Here is a 26,297-nt window from a genome sequence, read left to right as displayed (position 1 = left end):
CTCCGCCATGAGCGTGGCACACGACAACGTGCAGCTCGCCGCACCGCCGGCGACGCCGCGTCGCCGGGCCTCCCTCCTCGAGCGCGGCCTGCCGGCCCTCCTCGGTGCCCTCGGCATCGTGGGTGCCCTCTTCGCCTGGCAGATCTTCTCCGAGATCGGTCCGGTGGACCCGCACTTCCTCCCGCCGCCGTCCGACGTGCTGCCGCAGTTCTTCCAGAACCTCGGCTACGCCGACTTCTGGACCGCGACCGGCTACACCCTGCGGGCGTGGCTGCTAGGCCTGGTGATCTCCACCCTCGGCGCCATCGTCCTCGGCGTCATCATCGGCTCGAGCGACTTCCTGCGGCAGGCGACCCACTCGACGATCGAGTTCCTGCGCCCGATCCCGTCGGTCGCGCTGATCCCGCTCGCGGCCCTGCTCTACGGCCCGGTGCTCAAGGCTGAGCTGCTGATCGTCGCCTTCGCCTGCTTCTGGATCGTCCTGGTCCAGGTGCTCTACGGCGTTGCGGACGTCGACAAGGTCGCGACCGACACCGCGCACACGATGCACCTGTCGTACCTGCAGCGGGTCCGCTACCTCGTGTTCCCGACGCTGCTGCCCTACCTCGTGACCGGGATCCGGCTCGCCGCGACGGTCGCCCTGATCCTGTCCATCGGTGTGGAGCTGATCGTCGGCACCCCGGGCCTGGGCCAGAAGGTCGCCCTCGCCCAGATCAACGACGCCACACCCTCGATGTACGCGCTGATCCTCACCAGCGGTGTGCTCGGCATGCTCGTCAACGGCCTCATGGGCCTGCTCGAGCGCCGGCTGCTCTTCTGGCACGCGTCGGTGCGCGGAGGAGTGAAGTCATGAAGCTGCTGAAGCGATTCCTCTACTTCGTCGGCCTGCCCGCTCTGCTGATCGTGCTGTGGTGGGCGACCAGCCGCAACGGCACGAGCTTCTTCGTCCCGAAGCCGGGACCGCTCGTCCACGCCTTCCGTACGGTCTGGCTGGGCGACGGCTTCCACAAGGACGTCGTGCCGAGCCTGACCCGCCTCGCCGCCGGCCTGATCATCTCCATCGCCCTGGGCATCGGCCTGGGTGTGGTGATCGGCTCGGTCGACTGGGTGCGCTGGCTGCTCGGCCCGCTGCTGGAGTTCCTCCGCGCCGTGCCCTCAACGATCCTGATCCCGGTGCTGCTGCTCGTCATCGGCATCAACGACGCGATGAAGGTGACCGTGATCGTGCTCGGCTGCATCTGGCCGGTCCTGCTCAACACGGTCAAGGGCGTCGCGTCCATCGACGAGGTCCAGCTCAGCACCGGCGAGGTGTACGGCCTGCGTGGCCTCGACCGGCTGCGCTACCTCGTCCTGCCGGCGGCCTCGCCGCAGATCTTCGCGGGGATCCGGCAGAGCCTCGCCGTCGGACTGGTCCTCATGGTCACGTCCGAGATGTTCGCCGCGACCGAGGGCATCGGCTACGCGACGATCAACTTCCAGAACCAGGTGGCCATCCCCGAGATGTGGAGCGGCATCGTGCTGCTCGGTCTGATCGGCGTGGCGCTGTCGGTGTTGTTCCAACTCGTCCAGAGGCGCGTCCTCGGGTGGTACGAAGGATTGAAGGAGAGCGCCAATGTCTGAGCGCCAGGATGTCCGGCTGAGCGTCAGCCAGGTCCAGAAGGTCTACCGTCGCGACGGCCGCGAGTTCGAGGCGGTGCGATCGCTGACCTTCGACCTCCACGAGGGCGAGTTCGCCTGCCTCGTCGGCCCGTCCGGCAGCGGCAAGACCACCCTGCTCAAGTGCATCGCCGGGCTCATGCAGCCCACCTCGGGCACCGTCGTCCTCGACGGCAAGAAGGTCAACGGCCCGGCCAAGGGGATGGCGGTGGTCTTCCAGGAGTACGGCCGCAGCCTGTACCCGTGGCTCACCGTCGAGGGCAACATCGAGCTCCCGCTGAAGGTCGCCAAGCTCTCCAAGGCCGAGCGCCGGGCTCGGGTCGACGAGGCCCTCACCTCGGTGGGGCTGGAGAACGCCCGCAAGAGCTACCCGTGGCAGCTCTCCGGCGGCATGCAGCAGCGGGTGGCGATCGCCCGCGCCGTGGCGACCCACCCGAGCGTGCTGCTCATGGACGAGCCCTTCGCGGCCGTCGACGCGCAGACCCGCGCCGACCTCGAGGACCTGGTCCGTGCGGTCTGGAAGCGGCACAACATGACGATCCTCTTCGTCACCCACGACATCGACGAGTCGGTCTACCTCGCCGAGCGGGTGCTGGTCCTGTCCAGCTCGCCGACGGTCGTCCAGGACGACCTGGCCATCGACCTGCCGGCCGAGCGCGACCAGCTCGAGACCCGCTCGATGCCGCGCTTCACCGAGCTGCGCGCGCACGTGTACGGGCAGGTCCAGATCGCCAAGACCAACAAGGGCGGCGCCACGAGTGCCCAACAGACCTCGACGGTCTGAGCAGCAGAACGGGAGACGGACTCACATGGCGGACAAGCAGGACGACCAGATCGACGTCATCGTGGTCGGGGGAGGGCCGGTCGGGCTGACCGCGGGGCTCCTCCTCGCGGAGGGCGGCGCGCGGGTCACGGTCGTCGACCCGCTGACCGCACCGGGGGATCTGCCCCGGGCGATCAGCATCGCTGACGAGTCCTTCCGCATCATCGACCGGCTCGGCCTGGCCGACCCGCTCAAGGCGGAGACCTACCTCGACACCGGCGCGCGCTACTTCGGGCGCGGGGACCGGCTGCTCGCCCAGTCACGCCCGGTCGCCTCGCGCCTCGGCCACCCGGCGAAGTCGCAGTTCGACCAGCCGGTCCTCGAGCAGCTGCTCTGGGACCGCGCGGTCGCGCACCCCCTGCTCGACCTGCGGGCCGGGCATCGGGCCACCGCGATCGCCCAGGACGCCGACGGCGTCACTGTGACGCTCGCCGACGAGCACGACGCCACGACCACGCTGCGCGGCTCCTGGCTGATCGGCGCGGACGGCGGTCGCAGCTTCACCCGCGACGAGATCGGCGTGCCGCTGGTCGGGTCCACCCAGGAGGAGCGCTGGGTCGTCATCGACCTGCTCAACGCCCCCGGCGAGCGCGAGCCGTACGCGGAGTTCCACGGCAACGGCCGGCGGCCGTACGTGCTCGTGCCCGGCATCAAGGGCCGGCTCCGCCTCGAGTACATGATGCTGCCCGGCGACGACGCCGACGAGCTCACCCGCCCCGAGCGGATCCGCGAGCTCGTGCTGCCGTTCCACCCCGATGTGACCGAGCAGGAGATCCGCCGCGCGGTCGTCTACGTCGCCCACCGGCGCCTGGCCAAGACCTACCGCGTCGGCCGTGCCCTCCTCGCCGGCGACGCCGCCCACCTGATGCCGCCCTTCTCCGGACAGGGCCTCAACGCCGGCCTGCGCGACGCCGCCAACCTGTCGTGGAAGCTGCTCGCCGTCCTCGCCGGCGACGGCTCGGACCGGCTGCTCGACACCTACGAGCAGGAGCGCCGCGCCCACGCGAGGAAGATGGTCCGGGTCTCGCACATCACCGGCTCGGTCGTGATGGCGCGCGGTGTCGCCGCGGTGCTGCGCGACGCCGTCTTCGGCCTCGCCAGGCTCGTGCCTCCGGCGCATGCGTATCTCTCGTCGATGCGCTTCATCACTCCGCCGAACTATGCCGACGGCCTCACGGTCGCGCCGGCCCCCGACGTCGACCCCGCGCTGGCCGCGATGGTCGGCACGTCGCTGAGCCAGCCGACGGTGGCCGACGCGTCCGGTGCCCGCACGCCCCTCGACCACCTACTCGGCCCCGGCTGGGCGGTCCTCCACCTCGGCCCGGAGGGCACGATCGCCCGCGACCCGTACTGGAACGGCGCCGCGCGCCTACGCCTGTGTGCCGCGGGTGCGACGGAGGCCAGCACCCGCCCCGACGCCCTCATCGACCCCACCGGCCTGCTCGTCGACACGGCCCACCCGCTGTCCGTCGCGCATGCCGTCGTGGTCCGCCCCGACCGCTACGTCGCCGCCGTGTTCACAGCCGGCAGCGAGCGGCAGGTGGTCGACGGGCTTCGCAGCTATCTCGACCTGTCCCAGCGCCAGGAGGCGACCGCATGAGCGAGCGACACGACGACCTGTTCTGGCGCGACCGGCACGAGCCGATCACCGAGAGCGACGCCTTCCTGCGCGAGATCGTCGAGCAGGCTGAGTTGCCGCCGCTGCTCGTCGCGCTGGCCGCGGCGACCGGCGAGACGGCCGGTCTCACCCCCGAGCTGCGCCCGCCGCTCACCCCGGTGAACACCGTCGGCCACCCGCACGGCGGGATGACGGCCGAGCAGCAGGCGAGTGCCCGCGAGCTCGCGTACGAGGGGCTGCGCCGGCTGCGCGACCAGCAGATCACCACCGTCGACACCCTCCCCGACGACACCGTCACCGAGCTCCTCGACTACCTCACCGACGGCCGCCGCGCGTGGGCCGACTCGCTCAAGCACGAGCTCGACCTGGCCGCCGACAAGGGTGGAGCGCCCGACTGGCACTTCGCCGAGCTCGCCGGTGGGCGGCCCTTCGACGTCCTGATCGTCGGCTCCGGCGTGGCCGGCATCGCGGCCGGTCACCGCTTCAGCCAGGCCGGCGTCCCGTTCACCATGATCGACGCCGCCGACGGCCTGGCCGGCACCTGGCGCAAGAACCGCTACCCCGGCGTCCGGCTCGACACCCCGACGTTCGGCTACTCGTACTCCTTCGCGCAGCGCACCGACTGGCCCCACCAGTTCGCCCAGGGCGGCGAGATCGAGGACTACCTCCTCACCGTCGCCGAGCGCGCCGGGCTGAGCGACCGGATCGAGTTCGGCACCCGGCTGGTCAGCGCCACGTGGCAGGAGGACGCCGACGCGTGGGAGGTCGTCACCCGGACGGCCGACGGCGACCGCACCCGGCTGTTCCACGCCGTCATCAGCGCCGTCGGCCAGCTCGACCTGCCCAATATCCCCGACTTCGAGGGCCTCGAGCACTTCCGCGGCGTCACGATGCACTCCCAGGAGTGGGACCCGTCCGTCGACTGGCGGGGCAAGCGCGTCGCCGTCATCGGCACCGGCGCCAGCGCGTACCAGATCGTCCCGGCGATCTACGCCGACGTCGCGAGCCTGACCGTCTTCCAGCGCAGTGCCCCCTGGATGCTGCCCGCGCCGACCTACCACGCGCCGATGTCGGAGACCTTCGACTGGCTGGCCCGCAAGGTGCCGCACTTCGGCCAGTGGTTCCGGCTGTGGGTGACCGTCCAGGGCATCCCCGGTCGCTTCCACACCGTCCGCGCCGAGGAGGGCTGGAGCGGGGCGCCGCTCAGCGTCTCGCCGATCAACCAGGCCGTCCGCGACGAGCTCATCGGCCGCCTCGCCGAGCAGTTCGAGGGCCGTCCCGACCTGCTCGAGATCGCGATCCCGTCCTACCCGCCGGGCGCCAAGCGGATGCTGCGCGACAACGGCGTCTGGGCGCAGGCGCTGCGCGCCCCGCACACCACCGTGGTGACGTCGGGGATCGAGGCGTTCACCGAGCACGGCATCCGTACGGCCGACGGGGTCGAGCACGAGCTGGACGTCGTCATCCTCGCCACCGGCTTCAAGCCCTCGGACTACCTCGACGCCATCGACGTGGTCGGGCGCGACGGCGTCGAGCTGCACGAGTTCTGGAAGGGCGACGCACGGGCGTACAACGGCATCACCGTCCCCGGCTTCCCCAACTTCTTCATGCAGTACGGCCCCAACGTGGGCGGCGTTGTCGCCGGCAGCCTGCACTTCATGCTCGAGCGCGCCGCCGAGTACGCCCTGGAGGCCGTCCGCGAGCTCCTCACCCGCGGAGTGGCGTCGCTCGACGTGACGCCCGAGGCGCTGGATCGGTTCGTCGAGTGGGTCGACCGGGAGAACCAGCAGATGGCCTGGGGCCAGCCCTACGTCAGCAGCTGGTACCAGAACGGTGCGGGCCGGGTCTCGCAGGTCTGGCCGTACACCAACGCCGAGTACTGGGAGATCACCGAGCGGATCGACCCGCAGGACTACACCTTCCGGTGAGCGTGACTGTGTTGCGTACGTTTGCCGTCTCCACGGGGGCCGTCACCGGCATCGTGCGCGATGGTGTCGTGGATGTCCGGGGGATCCGCTACGGCTTCGCCCCCCGCGGCGCCGAGGTGGGTCCTCCGGACGTCGCCCAGGCGGCCCCGGCGTCCTTCCCCCAGACGCCGGGGCTGCTGGACGCTCTGCTCGGCCCCGCCCTCGGTGAGCTCGAGCAGGGCGAGGACGCCTTCGGCATCCGGATCCAGGCGCCTGCGGACGCCAGCGGCGCCCCGGTGCTCCTCTTCATCCACGGCGGCGGCTTCACCTCCGGCAGCCCCGAGGCCCGCTGGTACGACGCCCACGACCTGGTCGCAGCCAGCGGAATCGTGCTCGTCACCGTCGGCTACCGGCTGGGCGCCCTCGGCGTCCTGTCCGGGACCGGCGGTGACGGCTCGGGCCTTCCCGTACGCGATCTCGACCGGGCGACGCGCTGGGTCGCCGAGAACATCGCCGCCTTCGGCGGCGACCCCGCCGCCATCACGATCGCCGGCGACTCCGCCGGCGCCTGGTTCGCGCACGCCCTGAGCCTGCTGCCGTGGATCGCCGGCCGGTTCGCCCGCACGCTGTTGGTCAGCATGCCGCGGATGGCGCCGCTCTCCGGGGCCGACCACACCGAGCGGGCCGAGGCCTTCGCCTCGCACCTCGCGCCAGCGGCGTGTGACACCGCGCCGGTCACCGACGTGCTGGCCGCGCAACGGCAGGTGCCGCCGGCGTACCGCGGACAGGGCTTCCCGTTCGCGCCCGCCGCCTCGGAGGAGCTGCCCGCGTGGCTGGGTGAGCCGGCCCTCAGCGCACCCCGGCTGCACACCGGGTCCCTCCTCCTCGTCACCACCGCGAGCGAGGCCGCGGCGTTCCTGAGGCCACAGCCGCCGGAGAGCTTCACCCGTGCCCGCCTCGAGGAGTACGTCGGCTCGACCTTCGCGGACCCCGACGCCGCGCTCCGGTATGCGGAGGACCGGGTCACGGGGGAGGAAACGGCGTACGAGGCACTGGTCGCGGCGACGACGCTGGCGCAGTTCACCTCGACCGCCTACGAGCTGGCCGCGGCCGCGACCGTCCCGGCCGGTCACGTTCGGCTCGATGTCCGCAGCCCGCTGCCGCGGGCCCTCGCGCCGCACTGCTTCACGCTGCCCTTCCTCTTCGGCGACCGCGCCGCCTGGCTCGACGCCCCGATGCTCGATGGGTTCGACGACGAGCTCTTCGAGCGCACCCGTTGCGCGCTGCAGGACGAGGTGATCGCGTTCGTCCGCGGTGTCGAGGGCAGCACGCCGCGATGGCGCCGCGACGACCCGCGGCTGCTCGCGATCGGTTCCTCCGGAGCTGCAGCCGCGCGATATGACAGCCTTTCTTTGCTTCAGCCCCTCGAGAGGAGTCCGCGATGAACAAGCGGCGCGTCCAGAAGTCCACCCCCGAGAACGAGCGGGCGATCCTCGACGCCGCCCTCACTCTGGCGGTGACCGCGGGGTACGAGGGCACCACGATGTCGGAGGTCGCCCGCCTCTCCGGGCTGCCGATCGGCTCGGTCTACTGGCACTTCGAGAACAAGGAGCAGCTCTTCGCCGACCTGATCGAGTTCTGCTTCGAGACCTGGAAGGCCGACCACACCGGTCCGACCAACCGCGACCTGCTGCGCCGCAGCATCGCCGGGTCGGCGGGGGGCTCGTCGAACCCGGAGAACAAGACCGAGGCGTTCTGGATCCTCGCGCTGCTCTTCGCCCTCGAGCGCCGGCTGGCCGACAACAAGGCCCGGCAGAAGTACCTCGAGGTGCGCAAGCAGATGTTCGAGCTCATGGTCGCTCGCGTCGAGCCCCAGATCCCGCCCGAGGTGCTGGCCGCAGACCCCGAGTTCGGGCGCAAGATGGTCGTCCTCGGTCGTGCCCTCACCGATGGCTTCTACATCGCCGCCTGCGCCGGCGACGAGATCGACTTCGCGGAGTTCGCGGACCTCTCCGCCTCCGCGGTGGAGGCGCTCATCGCGCGCCGTGCCAGCCAGCTGCTCGAGGAGACCGGCGCATGAGCGACGCTCCTGACACGAGCCCGGTCGCGATCGTCGTCGGTGGCGGATCCGGCATCGGCGCCGCGGTCGTGCGCGAGCTGCACGAGCACGGCTATCGCCTCGCTGTCCTCTCCTCCTCGGGCGCCGGCCGCGAGCTCGCCGAGAGCCTCGGCGGCGTCGGCCTCGACGGCAGCAACCGGTCGGAGGACGACCTGAGGGCCATCGTCGACCTGGCGTTGTCGACGTACGGCCGGATCGACACGGTGGTGAACAACTCCGGCCATGGCGCGAGCGGGCCGGTGCTCGACCTGAGCGACGCCGACTGGCGCGACGGCCTGGAGGGCTACCTGCTCAACGTGGTGCGGATGGCGCGGGTCGTCACGCCCCATCTGGTGGAGGCGGGCAGCGGCACGATCGTGAACATCTCGACCAGCTCGCCCTTCGAGCCCAACCCGCGCTACCCGATCTCGGCGACCTTCCGGGCGGGCCTGGCGTCCTTCGTCAAGCTCTACACCGACGAGTACGGGCGGGCCGGGATCCGGATGAACAACGTGCTCCCGGGCTGGAACGTCGACGACCCCGCCGCGGTGGCGCCCTCATGGACCGAGCGGATCCCGCTGCGCCGGGCAGGCGGCCGGGAGGAGATCGCACGGGTCGTGCGCTTCCTCGCCGGGAGCGAGTCCAGCTACGTCACCGGACAGAACATCCGGGTCGACGGCGGCATCAGCCGCTCCGTCTGAGCGACCGGCTCAGACGGCCTCGGTCTCGGAGGCGTCCAGCGCGCGGGCGATGACCTCGACCGTGCCGGTGTAGTGCGCCCGCAGCCGCTGCTCGGCGAGCACAGGGTCGCGGTCGAGCGCAGCCTGAAGGATCGCGGCGTGCTCGGCCTCGATGTCACGCTGCTCGGCGGCCTGCGACGGCGCCGTCCACTGCCGATACAGCACGGTGGCGTCGGCCAGCGTCGCGGCGAGGTCGGTGAGCGCGTCGATCTGGCATGGCTCGAGAAGCTTGGCGTGGAAGGCCTGGTGCGCCGACATCCACTCGGGGGAGATGTGGTGCGGGTCGTCGGGGCGGCGCCGCGGGGTGCGCTCGAGCATGTGGTGTGCCGCGATCAGCTCGGACTCCCAGGCGAGGTCGCCGCGCTCGATGGCCAGCGCGATGCCGAACCCCTCGATCCGGCAGCGGAACTCGGTGAGGTCCCGCAGCTCGTCGAGGGTGAGCTCGGCGACGAAGAAGCCACGGTTGGGGATGAGGGTCACCAGCTGCTCGCCGGCCAGGCGGGTGAGCGCCTCGCGCACCACGGTCGTGCTGGTCTCGTACCGCTTGGAGAGCTGGGCGACCTGGAGCTTGGTCCCGGGGGACCAGGCTGCGCTGAGGATGTCCGTACGCAGGGCGTCGCGAATCTGACTGCTCAGTGAGTCCCATTGCGTGGTGCGTGCCATAGGAACAATGTAGCCAACGCGGCGGAACGCATTATGGAGATTCGCCTAGGCTCGCCCCTATGACCCGCGAGCTCACCGTGATCGTCCTGGCCGCCGGCAATGGGAAGCGGATGAAGTCCAAGACGCCCAAGGTGCTGCACACCATCGGAGGGCGCAGCATGGTCGGCCACGTCCTGACCGCCGTCGAGGCCCTCCAACCCGACCGCGTCGTCGCGGTCGTCGGGCACGCCCGCGAGCAGGTCATCGGTCACCTCGAGCAGCACCACACCGGCATCGCGATCGCGGTCCAGGAGGAGCAGCTCGGCACCGGCCACGCCGCCCGTGTCGGCCTGGCCGCGTCCGGCGCCACGAGCGGCGACGTGCTCGTGCTGACCGCCGACACCCCGCTGCTCACCGGGGAGACGCTGGTCTGGTTCATGGAGCACCACCGCGAGGCGAACCGCTCCGTCTCGATCCTCACCGCCGAGGTGCCCGACCCGACCGGCTACGGCCGGATCGTGCGCGGCGAGGGCGGCGACGTACGAGCGATCGTCGAGGAGAAGGACGCCAGCGCCGAGGAGCGTGCGATCGCGGAGATCAACTCCGGCATCCTCGCCTTCGACCTGGACTTCCTGGCCAGCGCGCTCCCACGCCTGGGCAATGCCAACGCCAGCGCGGAGTACTACCTCACCGACGCGGTGAAGCTCGCCGCCGCCGACGGCGTCCGTACGGGCGGCTATCTGCTCGCCGACCGGATCCAGACCGAGGGTGCCAACGACCGGGTCCAGCTCGCCGCGCTCGGCCGCGAGCTCAACCGGCGCATCGTCGAGCGGTGGATGCGCGCGGGCGTCACGGTGATCGACCCCGCGAGCACCTGGATCCACGTCGACGTCGACCTCGGCCAGGACGTCACGATCCTGCCCGACGTGCAGCTCCTCGGCGCCACCTCGATCGGCGAGGACGCGCTGATCGGGCCCGACGTCACGCTCACCGACTGCGAGGTCGGCGCGGGCGCCCACGTCGTACGCACGCAGGCGACGCTCTCCGTCATCGGCGACGGCGCCGACGTCGGTCCGTTCGCGCACCTGCGCCCCGGCACCGTCCTGGGCGCGCGCGGCAAGATCGGCGGCTTCGTCGAGACCAAGAACGCCGAGATCGGCGAGGGTGCCAAGGTGCCGCACCTGTCCTACGTGGGCGACGCGACGATCGGCGAGATGAGCAACATCGGGGCCGGCACCATCTTCGCCAACTACGACGGGGTGAAGAAGCACCACACCACGATCGGCGCGCACGTGCGCTCCGGCTCCAACGTGACCTTCGTGGCCCCGGTGACCGTCGGGGACGGCGCCGGCACCGGAGCCGGCTCGCTGATCCGCCAGGACGTCCCGCCGGGCGCGATGGCGATGTCGGCCGGACCCCAGCGGGTCATCGAGGACTGGGCACAGACCCGACGCGCAGGCACGGCGATGGCCGAGGCGGCCGCCCGCGCGGCAGCCGAAGGTGTCCTGGTCGCCGGTGCGCAAACGTCCGGTGAACATGAGGAGTCTCACACCGGCGGTCCTGGGGTTGGGGCGGCGGACTCCCGTAGGTCAGAATCCTGACGTACCACCACCTCTGGCGGACCAGCGAACACGGGAGCGGCGCTCGTGACCACCGACATCAAGAAGACGACTGAGAAGCACCTGATGGTGTTCAGCGGTCGAGCGCACCCCGAGCTGGCCGAGGAGGTGGCGACGCACCTCGGCGCGACCCTGGTCCCGACGAGCGCGTACGACTTCGCCAACGGCGAGACCTATGTGCGCTACGAGGAGTCGGTCCGCGGCGCGGACGCCTTCGTGATCCAGAGCCACACCAGCCCGATCAACAACTGGATCATGGAGCACCTGATCATGGTCGACGCGCTCAAGCGCGCCTCGGCCAAGCGGATCACGGTCGTGATGCCGTTCTGGGGCTACTCGCGCCAGGACAAGAAGCACCGTGGCCGCGAGCCGATCTCGGCCCGCCTGGTCGCCGACCTCTTCAAGACGGCCGGCGCCGACCGGATCATCTCCATCGACCTGCACGCCGACCAGCTCCAGGGCTACTTCGACGGTCCCGTCGACCACCTGATGGCGCTGCCGGTCCTCACGGACTACATCAAGGAGAAGTACGGCGACCAGGAGCTCGCCGTCGTCTCCCCGGACGCCGGCCGGATCAAGGTCGCAGAGCGCTGGGCGGCCAAGCTCGGCGGCGTGCCGCTGGCGTTCATCCACAAGACCCGCCGCACCGACATCGCCAACGAGGTCGTCGCCAACCGGGTCGTCGGTGAGGTCAAGGGCAAGATCTGCGTCCTGACGGACGACATGATCGACACCGGCGGCACGATCGTGAAGGCCGCCGACGCGATCATGGCCGAGGGCGCCGCCGGCGTGATCATCTGTGCCACCCACGCGATCCTCTCCGACCCGGCCGTCGACCGGCTCAAGAACAGCGCGGCGATGGAGGTCATCGTGACCAACACGCTGCCGATCCCCGCCGAGAAGCAGTTCGACAAGCTGACCACGCTCTCGATCGCCCCGATGCTGGCCCGCGCCATCCGCGAGGTCTTCGAGGACGGGTCGGTCACCTCCATGTTCGACGGTCACGCCTGATCGACACCGCCCGGCGGAGCGTCCGCGGCGTCGCACGCCACACGACCGTCCGCTCCGCCCCAGGCCGCCTCCGCGGTGGCCCCGTACGGCCGCACCCGCGGAGACGACGCTGATTTCGGAGAAGATGCGACCGCCCTTAGGATGAGCGGCGTTGCCTCGGCGAGGGAGCTTGTCTCCGTTATCGACTGGGCCTTGGCAGCCGTATTCACACGATTGCCGAGGAGGCACCCATGAGCACCGAGAAGATCACCGCAGAGCTGCGCACCGAGTTCGGCAAGGGCTTCGCCCGCCGTACGCGTGCCGCCGGCCGCATCCCCGCCGTCATCTACGGCCACGGCAACGACCCGATCCACGTGTCCCTCCCGGGCCACGAGACCATGATGGCGCTGCGCCACCACGGCCTCAACGCGCTCCTCGAGCTCAGCATCGACGGCAAGGTCCAGCTCGCGCTGACCAAGGCCGTCCAGGTCGACAACCTGCGCCGCCAGATCGAGCACATCGACTTCGTCGCCGTCGTCGCGGGCGAGAAGGTCACCGTCGACATCCCGGTCGTCACCACCGGTGAGGCTGCCGCGGGCACGATCGTGACGCTCGAGCACACCACCCTCACCGTCGAGGCCGAGGCCATCCACGTGCCCGAGTCGCTCGAGGTCTCCATCGAGGGCCTGGAGGCCGGCGAGAACGTCACCGCCGGTGCCATCACCCTGCCGGAGGGCACCACCCTGGCCGCCGACGCCGACTCGGTCATCGTGCACATCGCCGCTGCCCCGACCGCTGCCCAGGCCGAGGCCGACCTGGCCTCCGCCGAGGCCGAGGCCGGTATCGTGCACGACGCTCCTGAGAGCACCGAGGACTGATCCACCCATGAGTGACGAGACCTGGCTGGTCGTCGGTCTGGGCAACCCCGGTCCGACCTACGCGGGTCATCGTCACAACATCGGCTACCTCGTCAACGACGAGCTGGCCACCCGGATGCGTGGTGCGTGGAAGCGCCACAAGTCCGGGCGCTCCGACACCGTCGAGGGCCGCCTGACTCCAGGCGGCCCTCGCGTCGTCCTGTGCCGCCCGTCCTCGTACATGAACGAGGTGGGCGGGCCGGTCAAGGCGGTCGCGTCCTTCTTCAAGATCGAGCCGGACCACATCATCGCCGTGCACGACGAGCTCGACATCGCCTTCGACACGATGCGGCTCAAGCTCGGCGGCGGCGACAACGGTCACAACGGCCTCAAGTCGATGCGCTCGTCGCTGGGCACCGGCGACTTCTACCGCGTGCGCGTCGGCATCGGCCGCCCGCCCGGTCGCCAGGACGTCGCCGACTTCGTGCTGTCGAACTACTCCACCGCCGAGCGCAAGGTGCTGCCGTTCCAGGTCGACACGGCTGCCGATGCGATCGAGTGCCTCATCAACGAGGGCCTCGAGAAGGCGCAGCAGCGCTTCAACTCGTGACCAGGGCCCGACCCAGGTCGGGCTCGATCAGGGAGCCGTACGCCGCCACCGCGGCGAGCTGCGAGGTCACGCCGAGCTTCTGGCGCACGGCCTTGACCTGGCTGCGCACGGTGGAGGGCGAGACCTGCAGCAGGGCCGCGATCTCGGTGATCATCGCGCCCTCGTAGAGCAGCATCAGCACCTCGCGCTCGCGCGGGGTCAGGGCGCGTGCCCGGCTGCTGAGCTCGGCGCGCCGCTCACACAGGTGTCGCCACTGGGTCTGGAAGCGCTGGCGCTGTTCCGGGTCCTCGTCGAGCTCGCTCGCCGTGGGGTTGAGAGCGAGAGTGGTCAGTGTCCTCACCACCTGATCGAGAGGTGTCTGCGCGGAGAGCACCACCCGGGCGCCGTGGTCGTAGACGGCGCCCCAGGCCGGGCCGGGCACCGCGCTGGTGAGCACGGCCCACGGGATCGAGCGCCGACGCAGCACCAGCCCGCTCGCGCGGATCTGACGCCAGTCCTTGAGGTCGCAGACCAACAGGCCGGCCGTGTGCCGAGCCTCGGCATGATGGCCGCGCGGCGAGGGCAGGACGCCCGGCCAGGGCTCGCGGTCGCTCTCGAGCCCGCTGCTGCCCAGGGCGGTGCAGACCGCCTCGACGATCAGCGACTGCTCGGCGGCGACGACGGCGTGCACCTGGACGTCCTGCTCGTCGTGATGAGTGGAAGCCATCCCGTACCCCGCGTCGTCGTCGCCTGCGACGGCCCGCCCCATCGGCCCATCCTCGACCTCAATCCTCGCGATCCGCCGGCGGGCGAGGGAGGGGAGAAGGCTTTCTCCCTATATTGGGGTAAGCCCGAAATTTCTTGGACAGGCGCCCAGGACAATCGGCCTAAAGTTGCGTTCTCGACAGAAGATCCAAATTTCATCCTATTCGCCTAATGTCGCCAAATTGCGGTATAGCGTCCCTTCTGTTGGGGACGCCAGCAGCGATGCTCGTAGCGTCGTCAGGGCACAACAAGGTGGCCAGACATACGCACCGGCGACGCCGGTCTGGGCGCTCTCGGGGCGTGGGGGGACGTTTGCTCAGCTGCGCACCTGGTCTTTGTTATCGGGGGCACGATGAATAATTCGAATATCCGACACTATTGGAATGGTCGGTGCACTCTGCTGTTGCTTGCAGTCGCAGCAGTGCCGATCCTCTCCTTAGCATGGCTCTCCACGGACCAGCCGAACCGGTTGGCCGCTGCGGCGAGTCTCGACGGCCTGGTCCGCGGCCCTTCGGCCGTGGTGGCGACCGTCTGTCTCTATGTCGCCTGGCGACTCAGCGGCCAGCGTCAGCTGGCCTGGCTCGCCGCCAGCACCGCGACCCTCGCGGTGCAGGCGGTCATCATGGCCGGTCTGCAACTCGCCACCATCGACCGCGCCTTCAACGAGAACCTGTGGATGGTGCCGTTCGACTTCCTCACGATGCTCGTCATCGGGTGGCTCGTCACCTCCGCGGGACAGCGGTCACTCTTGGGCGACCCGGTCCTGATCGGGCTGGGCGCGGGGCTGATCCTCGGCCTGGGACGGTTGGCGAGCATCGTCCTGCTGCCCGATCTGGACCCCGTCTGGGTGAGCCGTCCGACCGCGGTCCTCGGCTTCCTCGCGGTGGTGGTCCCGACGGTGCTGCTGCTCTGGCTATTGCCCGACGTGCCTCGCTGGGCGAGCAGCCGGCTGGGAGCCGCGCTCTTCCTCTACGCGCTGGCCCACCTGTCCGCCTTCCTGGCCGGGCACCCCGCCACGGTCACCGGCAGCCTCATCACCCTCAGCTCCGACCTCGCCGGCGCGGTCTTCCTCTCCGCCGCCGCCGTGGCCATGCTGCGACTGACGATCGGTGTCGGCAACGACGACCGTGACCGGCTCCAGCTGCGGGTCGACGAGCTTGAGGCCGGGCTGCGCCAGGACCGCGCCCGGATCCACGAGATCAACTCCACGATCGCGGGGCTGGCCTCGGCCACCCGGCTGTTGCATGAGGACCACACCATCGGCGCAGCGCGCAGAACGCTGCTCCAGGACATGATCCATGCCGAGCTCGGACGGCTGCAGCGACTGCTCAACGAGCCGTCGGCCCGTGCCGAGGAGGCGCGTCGTACCGTGCCCGTCGAGGTCGACCTCGACGCGACGATCGGCAACCTCGTACTGGCCCATGAGGCCCGCGGCAACCGGGTGAACTGGCTGCCCAGCGGGGCCCGGGTCGCGGGCGAGCCGGACCAGGTCGCGGAGGTGCTCAACATCCTGCTGGACAACGCGGCCAAGCACGGACGCAGCGACACCTCCGTCACGGTGCAGACGGTCGCGGATGCGATCGAGGTCGCCGTCGCCGACGACGGCCCGGGTGTCTCCCCGGAGGTGCGCTCGCACCTCTTCGAATGGGGCGCGCGCGGACCGCGATCGAGTGGACAAGGCATCGGTCTCCACATCGCACAGGACCTGACCAGGCGCCACGGAGGCCACCTGACCCTGCGTGACGATGCCGCCGCCCGCGGGGCGACGTTCGTGGCCCGCTTCCCCCGAGCTCGACGAGATGACGATGACTCAGCCCACATCGCGTAGCCAGATCAAGGTCGTCATCATCGAGGACCACGTCCTCTTCGCGGAGTCCCTCGAGCTCGCCCTGTCGGTCGAGGGGTACGACGTGAAGCGGGTCGAGCTGCCGCTCAACGGCACCACGCCGAGCTCGATCCTCGCGTCGGTGATCCGGCAGGCACCGCGGATCGTCCTGCTGGATCTGGACCTGGGCCACTTCGGCGACGGGTTGCGGTTCGTCGGGCCGTTGGCCACCGCCGGCATCAACGTCGTGGTGGTGACCGCCAATCCCGACAAGGTCCGGTGGGGCGAGGCGTTGCGCTACGGCGCGCGCACCGTACGGTCGAAGTCGAATCCGCTCAACGAGATCCTCGCGGTCGTGCGCCGGCTCGGGAACGGCCAGCCCGTCATGGAGGTCGAGGAGCGCGAGTCGTTGCTGCGGCTGTGGCATCAGCGCAACGCCGAGCTCGCCGAGCTCCAGGCCAAGATCGACCGGCTCACGCCGCGTGAGTCGCAGGTGCTCGGGCGCCTGATGGAGGGGATGACGGTGCACGACATCGCCGCGGCGAGCGTGGTCTCGGAGGCGACCGTGCGCACCCAGGTGAAGGCGATCCTGGCCAAGCTCGAGGTGACGTCGCAGATCGCGGCGGTCGGTCTCGCGCACCACGTCGGCTGGCATCCCGCCGCCGAGCCCGGCACGCCGCGCTCGTCGCGCTGAGCCCATCCCCAGTTTGGGGCAAGCCCGGGGGCTGCGCGGCCCTCGCGAGGACCGGATCCGCTGGACTGGCCCTCGTCGGAAAGGGGAATCTCACCATGACGGTACTGACCACCATCGCGACCACCCCGGCGCACCGCGTGCGCAGCCGACACGGGCTGCAGCGGGTGCTCAAGCGGGTGTGGGAGCCGGCCGCGGCAGTCCTCGGCGGACTGCTCATCGTGCCGCTGCTGCTCCTCATCGCGATCGCGATCAGGCTCGACTCGGGCGGTCCGGTGATCTTCCGGCAGGTGCGGGTCGGGCGCGATGGACGGGCGTTCACGATGCTGAAGTTCCGCACCATGGCCGCCGACGCCGAGGCGCACCGTGACGAGGTGTGCAACGACTGCGACGGGGTGCTGTTCAAGAGTCGCCAGGACCCGCGGATCACCCGGGTCGGACGCCTGTTGCGGCGCTACTCCCTCGATGAGCTCCCGCAGCTCGTCAACGTGATCCGCGGGCAGATGGCCCTGGTGGGGCCGCGCCCGGCGCTCTTCGCCGAGGTCGAGCGGTACGACCGTGAGGCCCGGCGCCGGCTCCAGGTCGTGCCGGGCATGACGGGGCTGTGGCAGGTCTCCGGGCGCTCCGACCTGGCCTGGGACGATGCGATCCGGCTCGACCTCGACTACGTCGACCACTGGTCGCTCGCGCTCGACGCGCGGATCCTCGCCCGTACGGCCAGGGCGGTCCTCGGGCACAGCGGGGCCTACTAGGAGGTTGCGGAGCGGCGTCGCCCGGTCCCTGGGCGGCGCTCGGGCAGGCCTCGCGCCGCAGTGCCTCGTCGACACCACCCCGATCCCGAGCGCCATCGCGTCGCGGTGGCGTGGGCGAACCTCACGCGACGGTGACGGACCCGTCGTCCGGCGGTGGGGCGTCGGTCCGGTTGCCGGTCCTGTCGACCCAGCCGATCTGGCGGGCGGGGACACCGGCGACGAGGGCGAAGTCGGGGACGTCGTGGATGACGACCGAGCCGGCGGCGACGAGGGCCCAGCGACCGATGGTGACCGGGGCGACGCAGACCGCCCGGGCGCCGATGCTCGCGCCCTCGAGGACCGTGACCGCGACGGCCTCCCAGTCGGAGCCGTCCTTCAGCCGCCCGTCCGGGGTGACCGCGCGGGGGAGGAGGTCGTTGGTGAAGACGACGGCCGGCCCGACGAAGACACCGTCTCCGAGGACGGCCGGCTCGTACACGAGCGCGTGGTTCTGGATCTTGCAGCGGTCGCCCACGACGACCCCGGGGCCGAGGTAGGCGCCGCGTCCGATGACGCACTCGCGCCCGACCCGGACGTCCTCGCGCAGCTGTGCCAGGTGCCAGACCAGGGTGTCGTCGCCGATCATGGCGCGCGGGTCGACGTCCGCGGAGGGCTCGATCCGGGGCGCGCTCACCGGATCACCGCCGGCGACCAGGCATCCGGGATGAGGACGCGGGGCGCACCGTGACCGGCGGCGTTCAGGGCCCAGACGTCGTCGACGCCACCCTGGTTCTCCCGCGCCAGCCCGTAGAGGAGGGTGTGGTCGTCGAGCCACTCGATCTGGTCGTCGACAGTGTGGGTCTCAGCGGTGAGGACGGTCCTCCGGCCGGTGGCCAGGTCGAGAACCGCAGGCGTCCACCAGCTGCCGCGCGCACGATCGGTCCGCGCCTGCTTGAAGGCGATCCGGGTGCCGTCGGGCGACAACGACGGGCACTCGACGTGGTCGGCGATCGTGGTGATGGTCCGGGCCGCGAGGTCGCCCCGCGCGAGATAGGTCCGCCCGCCGGTGGCCAGCGTGACGTAGAAGGTGCGGTCGTCGGGGGCGAAGGTGACGCCCCAGATGTTGCGGTCGCGCGGGCGCACCTGCCGGCCGTGCATCACGATCAGGAACTTCTCGAGGTCGTCGACGCTCGTGCTCCCCGCGTGGCGGATGATGGTCCGCGCGGAGAACCCGGTGGTCATGTACGAGTCGCCGGTGACGAACACGGTCGAGGCGGCCAGCGTGCCGTCGGGGGAGAGGCGCGTACGGCTGGGGATGCCCGGCAGCGGCACCGAGACGGTCTGGCGCCAGTCCGCGCCGGGTGTGGTGACCAGGTCGTCGGCCTGATAGCTCGTGCTCACCCCCGTCTGCGTCCGCAGGCAGGTGGCGACGCCGGGGCGGGCGTAGACCCGGTCGCAGTCGACGCCGGTGAACGCGCGCGGGCCGGCGGGGTCGGCGAGCGCGACCTCGGCGACCTGGCCGTAGCGCGCGTCGAGGCCGGTGTGACGGAAGACGATCCGGGGTGCGGCCTCGATGACGGAGCGGTCGGCGACTGCTCCGGCGATCCGTCCGGCGCCCTGGGCGCTGACCGGGACTGCGGCGGCGCGGGTGCCGCCGGCAGGCGGGTGCTGCCAGGCGTCGAGGCCGTACGCGGTGGCCCCTGCGATCGCCGCGACGACGACCGCGCTCAGCGCGAGGCGCAGCGGGCTCGAGGGCCGCGCCGTCCGGACCCGTGGCGCGCGCACCTCAGCCACCGGCGTGGAGCACGGCGAGGAGGGCGTACTCCACCTTCTTGCTGCCCTCGTCGCTGGTGAGGCTCACCGTGACGCTGTCGCTGCCGCGCTGCAGCGCGGCGGTGGGCCTGTTCTCCACGCTCGGCACCGCGATCTCGGCGAAGCCGCGGGCGGCCAGGCGCACCCGGTAGCGGCGTAGCGGGTCGCACGGGCGCCGGCAGCTCGCGGTGAGGCTGGCCTGGAGGACACCGTCGGAGCCGGTGACGCTGCTCACCGCGATGGTGTCGCGATCCGGCGGCATCAGGACGCCGGGGAACCCGACCGCGAGCGTGCCGGTGCCTGAGGCAGGCCGGGGCAGCGGGCGGGGTACCAGCGGCGCGGTCGTCGAGTGCGCCTTCAGGCCGGGGAGACCCGTCGCCCGGCTGGGCGCCGACGACGGCGACGGCAGGATCTCGCTGGTCACGTGCCGGCCGCCCCGTGCGGCATGTCCGGGGCGGCCGGGGCTGGAAGCGCCGGGCGCCGGCGAGCCCACATCGGGGGTGGTCCCGCCGGCACCCGGCGCAGTCTGGGGGGCGCTCCGAGGCGTCGGGGTGGGGTCGGCACTCTCCGCGCCACCGGCGCGGGCGAGCGACCAGGAGACGACTCCGAGGAGGAGCCCGGCGAGGAGGAGGGCAGCCATGCGGCGGATCGGCATCTCGGCTCCCACTCAGTCCACGACGTCGGGGGTCAGGTCGGCCCAGTGGATCGCCGACCACTGCGGCATCCGGTCCGCGCGGACCGCCTCCCACAGGTCGGCGTCGGCGGCGGGTGCCAGCCGTACGACGTCCTGCGCGCCCTCGCGCCCGAACCCGGCGATCGGGGCGGTGAGGTAGCCGATGTCGAGCGAGCGCATGTTGCGCATCGATACCAGCAGCTTCGCCATGCTCGTCGTCGACCAGTCCGAGTCGACGCTGACGTGCTTGGTGATGGTGTCGAGGAAGTCGTAGAGCATCGTCGGGTCCTTGCGCATCTCCTGGTGCAGGCTGTCGCTCATCAGGGTGCGCAGGAAGGCCTGCTGGCGGGCGACGCGGTCGAGGTCCCCGCCGGGGAGTCCGTAGCGCTGGCGCAGGTAGAGCAGCGCGTGCGCGCCGTCGAGGTGGTGGCGTCCGGCCGTCCAGGTGATGTTGCGCGCCGAGTCGTGCACCGTGGCCGGGATGTCGACGTCGACGCCGCCGACGGCGTCGGTGAGGGCGATGAAGCCCGACCAGTCGATGACCGCGAGGTGATCGACATGCACGCCGGTGAGCTGCTCGACGGTCTCGACCGCGAGCGACGGTCCGCCGTAGGAGAGCGCCGCATTGATCTTGGCGTTGCCGTGCCCGGGAATGGGGACCCACGAGTCGCGCGGGATGGAGATCACCGAAGCGCTGCGCCGGTCAGCGGCGATGTGCAGAAGCATCATCGTGTCCGCGCGGTCCGCCCCCGGCACCCAGGCCGGTGCGGAGCCGTCCGTGCCGGTCGTCGGCACGTCCGAGCGCAGGTCGGTGCCGAGCAGCAGGATGTCGACAGCGCCGCCGGCGCCGGCCGCCTTCACGGGACGGTTGGTGAGCCCGTTGAAGACGCCGTCGATCCGGTGCATGTTGTGGTCGAGGCGCCAGCCGACGTAGAGCGCCACGGTCAGCGGCACCGCGGCCAGGAACATCCCGCAGGCCAACAGCCACAGGATGACCCGCTTCAAGGGGCTGCGCCGCCTGCGCCGCCGTGCGGGCGCGGGTGCCTGCTCGGGAGCGGAGCCGTCGGTCGGGGAGTCGGCGGTGAGGAGGTCCTCCAGCGCCGTCCCCGGCTCGCGCTCCGTGGTGCTGCTCATGAGTCGATCCGACCGCACGATCGGCCGTCCCGACCCAGGAGTGCGGGCACCGTACTCAATTGTGGTGAGCGCTCCGCACCACCGGCGGCGGGTGGCGCGGCGGGTCGTAGGACGGTCATATGGCGACGCCAACGGTGCATGTCATCATCCCTGCGCACGACGAGGCCGCTCTGATCGGCCACACGTTGCGCTCCCTGCTGAGCGGGGTGCCGGCCGGCACGCTCCAGGTGGTCGTGGTGGCCAACGGCTGCCACGACGCCACCGCCGCGATCGCGGGCACCTTCGCCGGAGTCCGCGTCGTCGAGCTCGACACGCCGTCCAAGGCCGCGGCGCTCGCCGCCGGAGCCCGTACGGGGGGTCACCTGCCACGCGTGCACCTCGACGCCGACTGCGCGATCTCGGGCGCCGACGTGCTGCGCCTGGTGCAGGCGCTCGAGGAGCCGGGGGTCCTCGCCACCGCTCCCGGCCGCCACCTCCAGACCACCGGGTCCTCGTGGTGGGTGCGCGGCTACTACCGCGTGTGGGAGCGGTTGCCCGGCGTGCGCGACGGACTCTACGGCCGCGGGGTCATCGCCCTGTCGCCCGAGGGGCAGCGGCGCGTCGACCTGCTGCCGCCCGTGCTGAGCGACGACCTGGCGATCTCCGAGGCCTTCACCCCGGGCGAGCGCCGGATCGTACGCGAGGCGGTGGTGACCATCCGAGCGCCGCGCACGGCCGGTGACCTGATCCGCCGGCGCATCCGGGTGGCGGCCGGCAACCGCGAGGCCGACCGGCTCGGCCTGCGCTCGCCCGCGTCCGGCACGTCCGTGCGGGCGCTGGCCGCGGTCGGACGCCGCGACGCGCGGCTGGTGCCGCTGATCCCGCTGTTCCTCGTGACCGCGCTGGTGGCGCGAGGGCTGGCCTGGAACCTGACCCGACGGGCCGAGCGGCGCGGTGTCGCGCCGGCCTGGCTGCGCGACGAGAGCTCGCGACTCACCGATCGCTTCGCAGGCTGAGGAGCCGAGATGATCATGAGGATGACGTGGATGCGCGGGCGGCACCTGGCCGCGGTCCTGGTGCTGGTCCTGACCGGGATGTTCCTCGCGGCGCTCAGCGTCGCGCCGCCGAGCGCGGCCGCCGACCCGTGCGGCTCCGGCGGCAACCCCGTGGCGTGCGAGAACTCCAAGCCCGGCACACCGGAGAGCGAGTGGGAGATCACCGGCGCCGGCGACAGCGACATCCAGGGCTTCTCCACCGACATCAGCGTCAATGCCGGCTCGACGATCGGGTTCAAGATCGACACCGACGCCAGGGCGTACGGGATCACGATCCTCCGGATGGGCTGGTACGGCGGCGACGGCGCGCGCCAGATCACCACGATCACGCCGTCGGCCACGCTGCCGCAGACCCAGCCGCCGTGCATCACCGACTCGACCACCGAGCTGACCGACTGCGGCAACTGGGGGCTCTCCGCCTCCTGGGCGGTGCCGTCCACCGCGGTCTCCGGCGTCTACATCGCCCACCTGGAGCGAGTCGACAACGGCGACGACAGCAACATCACCTTCATCGTGCGCAACGACGCCAGTCACTCCGCGGTCGTCTTCCAGACCTCCGATCCCACGTGGGAGGCCTACAACACCTACGGCGGATCCGACTTCTATCAGGGCGGCGCCCACGGACGCGCCTACAAGGTCAGCTACAACCGGCCGATGCTGGCGCGGCTCTCGCCCGGCGGCCAGGACTTCCTGATGGCCAACGAGTACCCCGCGATCCGGTTCCTGGAGCGCAACGGGTACGACCTCAGCTACATCTCCGGCGTCGACACCGACCGCTACGGCAGCCTGCTCAAGAACCACCAGGTCTTCTTGTCGGTCGGCCACGACGAGTACTGGAGCGGTGCCCAACGGGCCAACGTGGAGGCCGCGCGCGATGCGGGGGTCAACCTGCAGTTCCTCTCCGGCAACGAGGTCTACTGGCGCACCCGGTACGAGACCTCGATCGACGCGGGCCACACGCCGTACCGCACGCTCGTCACGTACAAGGAGGCCTGGGCCCAGGCCAAGATCGACCCCTCGCCGGAGTCGACGTCGACCTGGCGCGACCCGCGCTACGCCCCGACGTCACAGGGCGGCGGGCGTCCGGAGAACGCGCTGAGCGGCACCACCTTCATGTCCAACTACACCGATCTGCCCCTCACGGTCACCCGGGCCCAGGGGAGTCTGCGGCTGTGGCGCAACACCGGGCTGTCCTCGATGAGTGGGGCCTCGACGTCGCTCGCGCCGCACACCGTCGGCTACGAGTCCGACGAGGACCAGGACAACGGCTTCCGGCCGGCCGGGCTGATCGACCTGTCGACCACCACCGGTCAGGTCTCGAACTACATGACCGACTACGGCCTGAACACCACCTCCGCGACGACCACCCACTCGCTCACGCTCTACAAGGCGCCGAGCGGGGCCCTGGTCTTCAGCGCCGGTTCGGTGCAGTGGGCGTGGGGTCTCGACGACGACCACGACACGCCGTACGCCTACGCGCCGGCGGACAGCCGGATGCAGCAGGCGCAGGTCAACGTGCTGGCCGACATGGGCGTGCAGCCGACGACCCTGATGAGCGGGCTGAGCGCCGCCAGCAAGTCCGCCGACGTCACCGCGCCGACGGTCACGATCAGCTCGCCGGCAGCCGGGACCGCGATCGCCAACGGCACCCGCGTCACGGTCAGCGGCAGCGCGAGCGATCCGTCGGGCTCGGGGGTCGCGGGCGTCGTGGCAGGGGTGGAGTACTCCCTCGACGGCGGCACGAGCTGGCACCCCGCGCAGGGCACCTCGTCGTGGAGCTTCACCTACACCCAGCACGGGTCGGGAACGGTGCCCGTACAGGTGCGCGCGGTCGACGACAGCGCCAACATCGGCACGGCCGTGAGCCGCTCGTTCGCGGTGGCCTGCCCGTGCAGCATCTTCGGCGCCACCCCCCTGCCCACCACCTGGACGTCGGTCACCGGACCCTCGGCCCCCGCTGACACCTCCGACGGCTCCGCGGTCGAGCTCGGCCTGCGCTTCACCCCGCAGAGCGACGGCTTCATCAGCGGCGTGCGGTTCTACAAGGGCACCGGCAACACCGGCACGCACGTCGGCTCCCTGTGGGACAGCTCGGGCCAGCGGCTCGGCTCGGTGACCTTCGCCAACGAGACCGCGACCGGCTGGCAGCAGGCCACCTTCGGCGCCGGGATCCCGGTCTCGGCGGGCCAGACGTACACGGTCTCCTACACCGCGCCCAACGGGCACTACGCCTACCAGTACTGGGCCTTCAACGAGGCCCCGCTCCTCGCGCCGCCGTTGCAGGTCGCCGGTGGCTTCGGCGCGGCCCCGGCCGGGGTCTACGCCCTCGCGGGGAAGTACCCGCAATCCAACTACGAGGGCAGCCAGTACTACGTCGACGCGCTCTTCACCACCACCGACTCCGCGCCGCTGAGCGCCGGCAGCCAGTGGCCGGCGGCCGACGCCGCCTCGGTCCCGCCGTCGACCACGATCCGCGCCACGTTCTCCAGGGCGGTCGTCGCCTCCAGCGTGAGCGTCAGCGTCAAGGACGCCGCCGGCGCCTCGGTGGCCGGCACCACCACCTACGACAGCACCAGTCGCACCGTGACGTTCACCCCCTCGGCCGCGCTGGCCGGCGCGACGAAGTACACGGTCACGCTCGCCGCCACCGACCCGACCGGGGTCGCCCTGAGCGCAGGGAAGAGCTGGTCCTTCACCACCGCGGTGCCGCAGAGTCCGCCGGGAGTGTGCCCGTGCAGCCTCTTCTCCGACAGCACGACGCCGACCCTCCTCGAGGCGGTGGACACCAACCAGGTGACCCTCGGCGTCTCCTTCAGCGCGGACACCGCCGGAGCCGTCACCGGCATCCGGTTCTACAAGGGCCCGAACAACACCGGCACCCACACCGGCACGCTGTGGTCGGCCGGCGGCGTGAAGCTGGCCGAGGGCACCTTCACCAACGAGCCGTCGTCGGGCTGGGCCACGCTGACCTTCAGCCAACCGGTCAGCATCGCGAAGAACACCACGTACGTGGCGTCCTACCGCACCGAGGTCGGCAACTACTCCGCGACGCCGAACGCGTTCGCCGCCTCCGACCTGTCGTACGGGCCACTGCACGTCACCTCCACCGCGGGCGCCTACTCCTACGGCGCCGCCTTCCCGACCACGGCCACGTCCAACAGCTACCTCGTCGACCTGGTCTTCACGCCGACGGGCTCGACCGGCTCGACGGGGCTCACGCTCTTCCCCGGCCAGGTGCCGCAGTATGCCTCGACCGACGACAGCGCCGCGGTGGAGCTCGGGACGGCCTTCGTCCCGGCGAAGGACGGCGTCGTCAGCGGCATCGGCTTCTACAAGGGAAGTGGCAACGACGGCACCCACGTCGGGCACCTGTGGTCCGCGAGCGGTGCCCTGCTGGCGAGCGTGACGTTCACCGGCGAGAGCAGCCAGGGCTGGCAGACCGCGACCCTCTCGACACCCGTCTCGGTCACCGCCGGGACCACGTACGTCGTGTCGTACCTCGCGCCGCTGGGCCACTACGCGAACACGCCGAACTACTTCGCCTCCGACTACACGGCGGGCGGGCTGACGGCCCCGGCTGGAAGCAACGGGCGCTATCTCTACGGGGCAGGGGGCGGCTTCCCGACCTCGACCTACCAGGCGACGAACTACTTCGTCGACGTCGCGTACACCGCGGGCGGGGTCGCGCCGTCGCCGTCGCCCTCGGCATCGGCGTCCGCGTCGGCCACGCCGACAGCCACGGCGAGCGCGTCACCGAGCGTCACCGTGTCACCGTCGGCCACACCGTCCGCGACACCGCCGCCCCTGACGATCACCTCCCGTACGCCCGCCTCGGGCGCGAGCAACGTGAGCCGCTCGGTCAAGCCGGCCGCGACCCTGTCGGCGACGCTCGCCGGCGGCACGATCAGCCTCAAGCGCGGCACGACCACCGTGACCGGGACGAGCGTCCGATCGGGCAGCACGTTGACCTTCACCCCGAGCTCGCGGCTGAGCTCGTTCACGAGCTACACGGTGACGATCACGGGCGCCACCTCGACGGCTGGAGCCACCCTGCCGACGACCAGCTGGACCTTCACCACCGGCCTGCTCTGAG

General features: G+C 71.2%; 23 protein-coding genes. 17 read left to right on the top strand and 6 right to left on the bottom strand.

Annotation, left to right across the window (positions count from 1 at the left end):
- The first annotated feature begins 7 nt into the window (after positions 1 to 7).
- Genes KSO98_RS09325 through KSO98_RS09290 form a run of 8 tightly spaced genes read left to right on the top strand, consistent with a single transcriptional unit; the run spans position 8 to position 8,803 of the window.
- On the top strand, positions 8 to 853 hold the full coding sequence (locus KSO98_RS09325; protein WP_225285123.1) for an ABC transporter permease: 846 nt from the start codon (positions 8 to 10) through the stop codon (positions 851 to 853).
- Positions 850 to 1,620, top strand: coding sequence for an ABC transporter permease (locus KSO98_RS09320; protein ID WP_225285122.1), 771 nt, complete (start codon positions 850 to 852; stop codon positions 1,618 to 1,620). Before KSO98_RS09325 ends, KSO98_RS09320 begins: the two co-directional genes overlap by 4 nt.
- Positions 1,613 to 2,440 carry an ABC transporter ATP-binding protein gene (locus KSO98_RS09315; RefSeq protein WP_225285121.1) on the top strand — a complete coding sequence of 276 codons (828 nt, stop codon included), beginning with the start codon at positions 1,613 to 1,615 and terminating at the stop codon, positions 2,438 to 2,440. The genes KSO98_RS09320 and KSO98_RS09315 overlap by 8 nt, the downstream gene beginning before the upstream one ends.
- 25 nt (positions 2,441 to 2,465) lie before the next feature.
- Positions 2,466 to 4,079 carry an FAD-dependent monooxygenase gene (locus KSO98_RS09310; protein WP_225285120.1) on the top strand — a complete coding sequence of 538 codons (1,614 nt, stop codon included), beginning with the start codon at positions 2,466 to 2,468 and terminating at the stop codon, positions 4,077 to 4,079.
- Entirely contained in the window at positions 4,076 to 6,025 is a 1,950-nt protein-coding gene (locus KSO98_RS09305; RefSeq protein ID WP_225285119.1) for a flavin-containing monooxygenase, read from the top strand. Before KSO98_RS09310 ends, KSO98_RS09305 begins: the two co-directional genes overlap by 4 nt.
- Positions 6,022 to 7,449 carry a carboxylesterase family protein gene (locus KSO98_RS09300; protein WP_225285118.1) on the top strand — a complete coding sequence of 476 codons (1,428 nt, stop codon included), beginning with the start codon at positions 6,022 to 6,024 and terminating at the stop codon, positions 7,447 to 7,449. Before KSO98_RS09305 ends, KSO98_RS09300 begins: the two co-directional genes overlap by 4 nt.
- Positions 7,446 to 8,084, top strand: coding sequence for a TetR/AcrR family transcriptional regulator (locus tag KSO98_RS09295; protein WP_225285117.1), 639 nt, complete (start codon positions 7,446 to 7,448; stop codon positions 8,082 to 8,084). Before KSO98_RS09300 ends, KSO98_RS09295 begins: the two co-directional genes overlap by 4 nt.
- Positions 8,081 to 8,803 (top strand): SDR family oxidoreductase, encoded by a 723-nt coding sequence (locus KSO98_RS09290; RefSeq protein ID WP_225285116.1) that lies wholly within the window; start codon positions 8,081 to 8,083, stop codon positions 8,801 to 8,803. Before KSO98_RS09295 ends, KSO98_RS09290 begins: the two co-directional genes overlap by 4 nt.
- A 9-nt stretch (positions 8,804 to 8,812) precedes the next feature.
- Here the strand turns inward: KSO98_RS09290 and KSO98_RS09285 are convergent, their stop codons facing one another.
- Positions 8,813 to 9,505: a GntR family transcriptional regulator gene (locus tag KSO98_RS09285; protein WP_225285115.1), complete on the bottom strand. Its 693-nt coding sequence runs from the start codon at positions 9,503 to 9,505 to the stop codon at positions 8,813 to 8,815.
- Positions 9,506 to 9,564: 59 nt separating this feature from the next.
- On the opposite strand from KSO98_RS09285, the gene glmU reads away from it, so the two are divergent.
- The 4 genes from glmU to pth all read left to right on the top strand — a co-directional run bounded on the left by glmU (position 9,565) and on the right by pth (position 13,560).
- Positions 9,565 to 11,085, top strand: coding sequence for a bifunctional UDP-N-acetylglucosamine diphosphorylase/glucosamine-1-phosphate N-acetyltransferase GlmU (gene glmU, locus KSO98_RS09280; RefSeq protein ID WP_225285114.1), 1,521 nt, complete (start codon positions 9,565 to 9,567; stop codon positions 11,083 to 11,085).
- Positions 11,086 to 11,130: 45 nt separating this feature from the next.
- On the top strand, positions 11,131 to 12,114 hold the full coding sequence (locus KSO98_RS09275; RefSeq protein WP_225285113.1) for a ribose-phosphate diphosphokinase: 984 nt from the start codon (positions 11,131 to 11,133) through the stop codon (positions 12,112 to 12,114).
- A 230-nt stretch (positions 12,115 to 12,344) separates the two neighbouring features.
- Complete coding sequence (locus KSO98_RS09270) at positions 12,345 to 12,971, top strand: 50S ribosomal protein L25/general stress protein Ctc (RefSeq protein ID WP_225285112.1); 627 nt, start codon at positions 12,345 to 12,347, stop codon at positions 12,969 to 12,971.
- A 7-nt stretch (positions 12,972 to 12,978) separates the two neighbouring features.
- A complete protein-coding gene (pth, locus tag KSO98_RS09265; protein ID WP_225285110.1) occupies positions 12,979 to 13,560 on the top strand; it encodes an aminoacyl-tRNA hydrolase in 582 nt (193 codons plus the stop codon).
- On the opposite strand, the gene KSO98_RS09260 is transcribed toward pth, so the two are convergent.
- The gene (locus tag KSO98_RS09260) at positions 13,550 to 14,266 is read right to left on the bottom strand and encodes a helix-turn-helix transcriptional regulator (RefSeq protein WP_225285107.1); all 717 of its coding nucleotides are present in this window, start codon (positions 14,264 to 14,266) and stop codon (positions 13,550 to 13,552) included. The genes pth and KSO98_RS09260 overlap by 11 nt on opposite strands.
- A 459-nt stretch (positions 14,267 to 14,725) precedes the next feature.
- Here KSO98_RS09260 and KSO98_RS18870 point away from each other — a divergent pair, with 459 nt between their 5' ends.
- From KSO98_RS18870 to KSO98_RS09245, 3 genes are all read left to right on the top strand, one after another.
- The gene (locus tag KSO98_RS18870; protein WP_225285102.1) at positions 14,726 to 16,132 is read left to right on the top strand and encodes a sensor histidine kinase; all 1,407 of its coding nucleotides are present in this window, start codon (positions 14,726 to 14,728) and stop codon (positions 16,130 to 16,132) included.
- Complete coding sequence (locus KSO98_RS09250; RefSeq protein WP_225285100.1) at positions 16,110 to 16,823, top strand: LuxR C-terminal-related transcriptional regulator; 714 nt, start codon at positions 16,110 to 16,112, stop codon at positions 16,821 to 16,823. Before KSO98_RS18870 ends, KSO98_RS09250 begins: the two co-directional genes overlap by 23 nt.
- A 95-nt stretch (positions 16,824 to 16,918) precedes the next feature.
- Positions 16,919 to 17,572 (top strand): sugar transferase, encoded by a 654-nt coding sequence (locus KSO98_RS09245; RefSeq protein WP_225285099.1) that lies wholly within the window; start codon positions 16,919 to 16,921, stop codon positions 17,570 to 17,572.
- 121 nt (positions 17,573 to 17,693) lie between these two features.
- On the opposite strand, the gene KSO98_RS09240 is transcribed toward KSO98_RS09245, so the two are convergent.
- From KSO98_RS09240 to KSO98_RS09225, 4 genes are read right to left on the bottom strand one after another with little or no spacing between them, the layout of a single operon-like run.
- Complete coding sequence (locus KSO98_RS09240) at positions 17,694 to 18,245, bottom strand: acyltransferase (protein ID WP_308012750.1); 552 nt, start codon at positions 18,243 to 18,245, stop codon at positions 17,694 to 17,696.
- Complete coding sequence (locus KSO98_RS09235) at positions 18,242 to 19,345, bottom strand: TolB family protein (RefSeq protein WP_225285098.1); 1,104 nt, start codon at positions 19,343 to 19,345, stop codon at positions 18,242 to 18,244. The genes KSO98_RS09240 and KSO98_RS09235 overlap by 4 nt, the downstream gene beginning before the upstream one ends.
- Positions 19,338 to 20,003 (bottom strand): hypothetical protein, encoded by a 666-nt coding sequence (locus KSO98_RS09230; protein WP_225285096.1) that lies wholly within the window; start codon positions 20,001 to 20,003, stop codon positions 19,338 to 19,340. The genes KSO98_RS09235 and KSO98_RS09230 overlap by 8 nt, the downstream gene beginning before the upstream one ends.
- Before the next feature lie 27 nt (positions 20,004 to 20,030).
- Positions 20,031 to 21,170, bottom strand: a complete 1,140-nt coding sequence (locus tag KSO98_RS09225; protein ID WP_225285092.1) for an LCP family protein — start codon at positions 21,168 to 21,170, stop codon at positions 20,031 to 20,033.
- Between the two features lie 119 nt (positions 21,171 to 21,289).
- Here KSO98_RS09225 and KSO98_RS09220 point away from each other — a divergent pair, with 119 nt between their 5' ends.
- Entirely contained in the window at positions 21,290 to 22,165 is an 876-nt protein-coding gene (locus KSO98_RS09220; protein ID WP_225285090.1) for a glycosyltransferase family 2 protein, read from the top strand.
- Between the two features lie 30 nt (positions 22,166 to 22,195).
- Complete coding sequence (locus tag KSO98_RS09215) at positions 22,196 to 26,296, top strand: DUF4082 domain-containing protein (protein WP_225285088.1); 4,101 nt, start codon at positions 22,196 to 22,198, stop codon at positions 26,294 to 26,296.
- Position 26,297: the final 1 nt, after the last annotated feature.

This window comes from Nocardioides nematodiphilus (assembly GCF_020216525.1).
Taxonomy (GTDB): domain Bacteria; phylum Actinomycetota; class Actinomycetes; order Propionibacteriales; family Nocardioidaceae; genus Nocardioides; species Nocardioides nematodiphilus.
This window is presented reverse-complemented; position numbering and strand designations above follow the sequence as displayed.